This window comes from bacterium (genome assembly GCA_030247525.1).
GTDB lineage: Bacteria > Electryoneota > JAOADG01 > JAOADG01 > JAOADG01 > JAOTSC01.
The window spans coordinates 1-6,884 of the sequence record JAOTSC010000171.1; the positions used below are offsets into that span (position 1 = coordinate 1).

Here is a 6,884-nt window from a genome sequence, read left to right on the forward strand (position 1 = left end):
ATGCCAAACAGTGCAGAACCCGCCCTTTTGTCGGATACTGTTGGTTTTATCCGAAAACTGCCGCACGGTTTAGTCGCGAGTTTCCGCAGTACCTTAAACGAAGCCGCCGATGCCGATTTACTGCTGCATGTTGCCGACATTTCCCATCCCGTTGTCAACGAGCAAATGGCAGAAGTACACAAAGTTTTAGTTGAAATCAAAGCCGATTCGGTTCCTCAGTTACTCGTATTCAATAAAGTCGATGCACTGACCGATCAATCGATTCTAACGCAAATGAAAGTCGCACATCCGGATGCCATTTTCATCAGCGCTTTGCGCGGGCATCGGTTATGGGAACTGAAAGAGCAGATAGCCGCGAAGCGGGCAGGCACTTGGAACGGTTCGGAGATTATTCTCACAGTAGAAGGAGCCGGCGCAGGGATGGCAGCCATCTATGAGTATGGCGAAGTCGTTACGCAAGAGCAATTAGAAGACGGAAGAATCAAAGCAAATTATCGGGTTCCCATCCAGTATCAACGGAAACTCGAGGAGATACTGGCAACCCATATGTGGAAACCTGAAAAACATAAGCGCAAGCTGCCGGAAGGGATGACGGCCGAATCTATCCCAGCCAAACCGCAACGTCGCCCTTACCGCAGGGACGACGAATCGGGTTATCGTGACCGCGATGATCGACCACCGCGTGGTGATCGCCCGAGCTTCGGTGATCGACGCCCTCCGTTCAATCGTGATCGTGACGACCGTCCCCCACGTGGTGAAAGACCGAGCTTCGGTGATCGTCGTCCTCCGTTCAATCGGGATCGGGATGATAGACTGCCGCGTGGTGAAAGACCGAGCTTCGGTGATCGTCGTCCTCCGTTCAATCGTGATCGAGATGACCGCCCGCCGCGTGGCGACCGACCCAGCTTTGGTGATCGTCGTCCTCCGTTTAATCGTGATCGTGACGATAGACCTCCGCGGGGTGACCGTCCCAGCTTTGGTGATCGTCGTCCTCCGTTCAATCGTGATCGTGACGATAGACCGCCGCGTGGTGACCGACCCAGCTTTGGTGATCGTCGTCCTCCGTTCAATCGTGATCGAGATGATAGACCGCCGCGTGGTGACCGACCGAGCTTTGGTGATAGACGTCCTCCGTTTAATCGTGATCGTGATGACCGCCCGCCCCGTGGTGACCGTCCGAGCTTTGGTGATCGTCGTCCCCCGTTCAATCGTGATCGTGACGACCGCCCACCGCGTGGTGACCGTCCGAGCTTCGGTGATCGTCGTCCTCCGTTTAATCGTGATCGTGACGACCGCCCACCACGTGGTGACCGTCCGAGTTTTGGTGATCGCCGCCCTCCGTTCAATCGTGATCGTGATGACCGCCCACCGCGTGGTGACCGTCCGAGCTTCGGTGATCGTCGTCCTCCGTTTAATCGTGATCGTGACGACCGCCCACCGCGTGGTGACCGTCCGAGCTTTGGTGATCGTCGTCCTCCATTCAATCGTGATCGTGACGACCGCCCACCGCGTGGTGACCGTCCGAGCTTCGGTGATCGTCGTCCTCCGTTTAATCGTGATCGTGACGACCGCCCACCCCGTGGTGATAGAACAAGCTTTGGTGATCGTCGTCCTCCCCGGGAAGCACGCCCCGATGGGGATAGCAGACCACCGCGAGGTGAAGGTGGCTACCCGAAAAAACCGGGTGGTTATGGAAGACCAGGATCAGATCGACCAGCATTCAAAAGCGCTTATCGGAATGATCGTCCCCCCTCTCGTAGTTCAGGGAAACCGAAGAAAAATCGGACTTGACATTGGGGTACCCCTATTGTATATTAGGTACAGTATGTAAAACACGGTGTTTGATATAGTGGTTGAAGCCGTGAGAAATGGACAAGGCACTTGCTTGATGCAATGAGCATCCGGTAAGTGCCTTGCCAGCTATCTGTACTGTAACATGACAGAAGACGGACATGCCTGAGATAAAAGTCGACATTGGCGAACGGATCAAGGATCTACGGCAAGCTGCCGAGCTGACGCAGGAAGAACTTGCCGAGCGCGCTGAACTATCGAAAGGCTTTATTAGTCAGGTCGAACGCGGGTTAACCAATCTTTCGATTGAAAATCTGGTAGCGATCTTGTCTGCATTGGATGTTTCATTACCCGAGTTTTTTGCAACGCCAGTGCAAGAACGGGTGGTATACGGTCAGGAAGATGTTACCGAGGTCGAGCGGGAAGGGGTAACCCTCTTTGAGTTACTGGTGCCCGGCGCGGCAAACCGGTCGATGGAGCCAGCCATGCTGGTTTTAGCGCCCGGCGAGGCGGTTGAAGCGATAAAGCCGTACAGTGGCGACGAGTTTGGCTATTTGTTAGAGGGGCGGCTGAAGATACACCACGGCGGTGCCGCCTATTTGCTGAATGCGGGAGAGTGGTTCTTCTACTCAGCGAAGCATAAGCACTACTTTGAAAATCCGGGACATACCAATGCCCGGCTTCTGTGGATAACGAGCCCACCGAATTTCTGATCCCAGTATTGGGATCGTTCCCAAACGATGGGGGGGTACGGTTGGGTTTTTTGATTGCTCTTTTTGTTTAGTATATCGTACCCGGCTCTCTATTAATAAGAGAGTGCAGGTTTGATATTTTGAACAAGTTGATACTTTATAGTGGTATCAGACCCCGGCGATTGTACCCGCCGAGTGGAGGAGAAACCAATGAGGGCTTTAGGACAGCAACTCTTAGTTGAGATGTATCATTGCGATTCGGCTATTCTCAACGATGTCGATATGATCGAAGCACATATGCTGCAGGCGGCGGAGTCTGCGGGCGCGACGATCGTGGAAAAAACTTTTCACCATTTCAGCCCCCACGGTGTTTCGGGGGTAGTTGTGATTGCTGAATCGCATTTAGCAATTCACACTTGGCCGGAGTATGGATACGCAGCGGTCGATTTATTCACCTGTGGCGATACCATTCTTCCCGATCCGTGCTTTGAATATCTCAAGGAAGCTTTACAAGCTGAGAATTACTCGATTACGGAAATGAAGCGTGGCATTCTGAGCAATGTCGGTACTTCGTTTTCCCATAAACCGGAAGCGATGGCGCATTAATGGAAACATTACTGCCACAACCCAACGCATACTTCCTTGCCGCTGGAGCAGCGGAAGGGTGGACGGTATTGAATTCGTTCGATGGCGCTTTACTAGCGGCAGGTATCGGCGATGTCAATATTGTAAAAATGTCATCGATTCTGCCACCCAATGCACTGGAAGTCACGCCGTTTAAATTACCGGGCGGGGCGTTAGTGCCGGCGGCGTATGCGGCATATACCAGCAGCGAACCGGGCGAGCGGATTGCCTGCGCAGTTGCAGTCGCGATTCCGGAAGACCCGACGTTACCCGGTCTTATCATGGAGTATGAAGGACGCGGTACCAAACAGGATATCGAAGAACACGTCCGCGAGATGGCACGCAAAGGGATGGAAACCCGAAATCGTACTATTAAAGAGATTAAATCCATCGCTATCGAGCACAAGGTCGATCACATCGGTGGCATTATCGCGGCGGTGATTCTCTGGAAGAAGTAAAATGTGTAGGCGAGTAATATCGCCATAGTCTTTTGTATGGGCGAACTTCGTGTTCGCCCATTTTTCAAACCATCGAACTACGGAAGATGAGAACCATGTCAGAGCAAGAATTTCGCGAGACCTATGAAGGGGGATGCTTCCTCGGGTTCGCAGTTGAAGAGCGCTTTGTCGATCAGCAATCGAAGTTTCAACGAATTGAACTCATGCGGACAAAATCGCATGGTGTAATGCTTGCGCTTGATGGTCTGGTTCAGTTGACCGAACGCGACGAATACGTCTATCATGAGATGATTTCCCATGTTCCGTTGCTCGTTCACCCCAGTCCGAAGAAAGTCCTCATCATCGGTGGCGGTGATGGCGGCACAGCTCGTGAAGTCGCACGACATCCGGAAGTTGAACATGTTGACATGTGCGAAATCGACGGTTCCGTAGTAGAATTGTGTACTGTGTATTTTCCAACGACTGCTATCGGAATGAAGGACCCGAAAGTCCACGTCACAGTTGGTGATGGTATCGATTGGGTACGGCAAACTCCGAATGAAACCTACGATGTCGTTATCATCGATTCGAGTGATCCGGTTGGTCCCGGTGTCGGACTCTTTAACTCAGCCTTCTATTCGCAGGTTAAGCGAATACTGCGGCCGGGCGGTGTGGTCGTTGCACAAGGGGAAAGCCCGTTGTATCAAGCCGAGGCAGTGAAAGCGTTACGCAATGCGATGCGCGAAGTGTTCCCGATTACCGCGACGTACCTCGCCTCGATTCCGACGTATCCGAGTGGATTATGGAGTTTTGCCTATGCGAGCGAAACGGTGAATCCGTTGGCGGTAAATCTCGAACGGGCACACGAGATTACCAAAGGCTGTAAATATTACAACACGGCGATTCATGCGGCGGCGTTCGCATTACCCACCCATTTGCATTGGGAGCTTGAGCAATGAGCGAGTTACCGTGGCTCAGCAGTAACTTTTTGACGGCACAAGCGACGCTCGAAACAGCGCAAGTCGCATTGCTTGGCGCTCCGTACGATTCGACGACCAGCTTTCGACCCGGCACTCGTTATGGACCGGCGGCATTACGGGCGGCAAGTTATGGGATTGAGAGTTATTCGCCGGAATTGGATCGCGATTTAGAGGAATTACAGATTTGCGATCTCGGCGATTTGGAATTGCCGTTCGGACGACCGGAGCGCGCCTTCGATGTATTGCGAGCTGGCGTCGAACATATCCTTGCTCAGAATGTGATGCCGGTGGTTATTGGCGGCGAACATTCGCTCACGTATCCCTGCGTTAAAGCAGTCGCGAAAAAATATCCCGGATTGCATGTAATCGTATTCGATGCCCATTGCGATTTGCGGGAAGAGTACCTTGCCGAACCGTTTTCTCATGCATCGGTCATGCGCCGTTGTTGCGATGTACTCGGTACAAAAAATGTTCATCAATTCGGTATTCGCAGCGGTACCCGCGAGGAATATTCGTTCGCTCGTGAGAATTTCTTACATCACCCCTACACCCCTGAATCGTTAAGGGAAGTTCTCCAAAAAATTGGAGATGCGCCGATTTACTTCTCGATGGATCTCGATGTCCACGATCCCGCGGTATTCCCCGGAACCGGCACCCCGGAGCCGGGCGGTGTCTTTTATCCCGACACCATAAAAATGTTCCAACAATTTGCCGGGAAAAACATTGTCGCCGTCGATTGGATGGAACTCTCCCCCCACTATGATACAAGTGGTTGCAGCGCCGTCCTTGCCGCGAAACTCCTCCGCGAACTCCTTCTGACTATTGATTAGAAGTTTGTTTATTTTTTTAGAGTATCCTCTTGCGCAACATGTAACATTTTCACTACTTTGTTATAATGCAAAATGAGATTCTGAATGATATTTGTACAGGATTATATAGTAAATGAGCAAGAGTTTGAAACAAAACAACTCAACAGATAGATTTTTGGGGAATAAGAGTGATGCTGACCTAACTGAATTGTTTTGTCAATGTAAACTTGTTGTGTTTGAAAATAGAAAACTTGAGTTAGTAAAAGACCTTATAAAAAATTCTGAATTTATCAAAAACAATGTTGGTGTTTGTGTTATAAACCAGTCTGATGAAGATAATGATTTGTATGTTTTGTTAAAGGGCGAAGTTAATGTGATAATCAATGGAAGAGTCATCGCCAAAAGAATATCTGGCGACCATTTTGGAGAAATGGCGATGATAGATAGTACATCTCGCAGATCTGCAACGATAAAAACAACTCAGACATCTTTGTTGGCTAAAATAACCAAGAATTCTTTTACAAAACTTAGTAAAGTATATCCTTCATTATGGCAATCTGTATCGATTGAATTATCTAGAAGGCTATCTGAACGAAGTAGATTTATTACAACGCCAAACCCTAATCCTGTGCTCTTTATCGGTTCGTCAAGTGAAGGTTTAAAAATTGCCGAAAGAGTTCAAAAATCAATGACAAATAAAGGTATAATAACAAAACTCTGGAAAGACAATGTGTTTTCACCATCATCAACATTTATTGAGAGTTTAGAAAGTATCATAACGATCATAGATTTTGGATTGATAATACTAACTCCTGATGATATCACAGTATCACGAGGTAAAAAAAATCAATCACCAAGAGATAACGCAATATTTGAGTTGGGTTTATGTATTGGCGCATTGAAAAGACAAAGAGTCTTTTTTTTAGTAAATAGTGGTACTGATGTTAAAATACCGAGTGATTTATTAGGTGTTAATTGGTTGGAATATCAATATGTTGGTGGCAAGTATAAAATATCTAAAGCAGTTGAATGTATTGCTGGGATAATAAAACAACTCAATGTAAAATGAGGAACGGATTATGACATCTCTCGAAATAATCGAAAAGGTCGACGATATATTTCGTCACCAATGGAATGAGGAAAATGCTCTGAGTGTACCCGAAGCTGAGTCTGTTGCTTTGATTTCAAATCACGCTAAATTGATAGATGGAACTGTTCTATATGCCGATTTGAATGACTCAACAGCGCTTGTTGATGGACATAAACATTGGTTTGCTGCTGAAATATATAAATCTTATTTATTGTCAGCGAGCCAAATAATCAAAGATAATAATGGCGAAATTACCGCTTTTGACGGTGATAGAGTTATGGGTGTATTTATCGGCGATAGGAAAAATTCATCAGCAGTAAAAGCTGCATTACAAATAAATTTTATAGTTATGAAAATAAATGATAAGATTAAAGAAAGATATCCAGATTCAACTTATAAATTAAAACAATCAATTGGAATTGATACAAGTAAGCTTTTTGTCGCAAGAACTGGAGTAAGAT

Annotated in this window: 8 protein-coding genes; all 8 read left to right on the forward strand. The window is 48.0% G+C overall.

All coding sequences use genetic code 11. From position 1 onward, the window contains the following. Positions 1–1,791: hypothetical protein (locus tag OEM52_12710; GenBank protein ID MDK9701001.1), on the forward strand; the 1,791-nt coding region annotated here is incomplete at its 5' end. A gap of 161 nt (positions 1,792–1,952) precedes the next feature. Continuing rightward, on the forward strand, positions 1,953–2,504 hold the full coding sequence (locus tag OEM52_12715) for a helix-turn-helix domain-containing protein (GenBank protein MDK9701002.1): 552 nt from the start codon (positions 1,953–1,955) through the stop codon (positions 2,502–2,504). Positions 2,505–2,693: 189 nt separating this feature from the next. Next, positions 2,694–3,089, forward strand: a complete 396-nt coding sequence (gene speD / locus OEM52_12720) for an adenosylmethionine decarboxylase (protein ID MDK9701003.1) — start codon at positions 2,694–2,696, stop codon at positions 3,087–3,089. Next, positions 3,089–3,565, forward strand: coding sequence for an arginine decarboxylase, pyruvoyl-dependent (locus tag OEM52_12725; protein MDK9701004.1), 477 nt, complete (start codon positions 3,089–3,091; stop codon positions 3,563–3,565). The genes speD and OEM52_12725 overlap by 1 nt, the downstream gene beginning before the upstream one ends. A 95-nt stretch (positions 3,566–3,660) precedes the next feature. Beyond that, positions 3,661–4,503: a polyamine aminopropyltransferase gene (speE, locus tag OEM52_12730; GenBank protein ID MDK9701005.1), complete on the forward strand. Its 843-nt coding sequence runs from the start codon at positions 3,661–3,663 to the stop codon at positions 4,501–4,503. Then, positions 4,500–5,354, forward strand: a complete 855-nt coding sequence (gene speB / locus OEM52_12735; GenBank protein ID MDK9701006.1) for an agmatinase — start codon at positions 4,500–4,502, stop codon at positions 5,352–5,354. Before speE ends, speB begins: the two co-directional genes overlap by 4 nt. A 112-nt stretch (positions 5,355–5,466) precedes the next feature. Continuing rightward, complete coding sequence (locus OEM52_12740; protein MDK9701007.1) at positions 5,467–6,402, forward strand: nucleotide-binding protein; 936 nt, start codon at positions 5,467–5,469, stop codon at positions 6,400–6,402. 10 nt (positions 6,403–6,412) lie between these two features. Then, on the forward strand, positions 6,413–6,884 hold a 472-nt coding region (locus OEM52_12745; protein MDK9701008.1), incomplete at its 3' end, for an adenylate/guanylate cyclase domain-containing protein.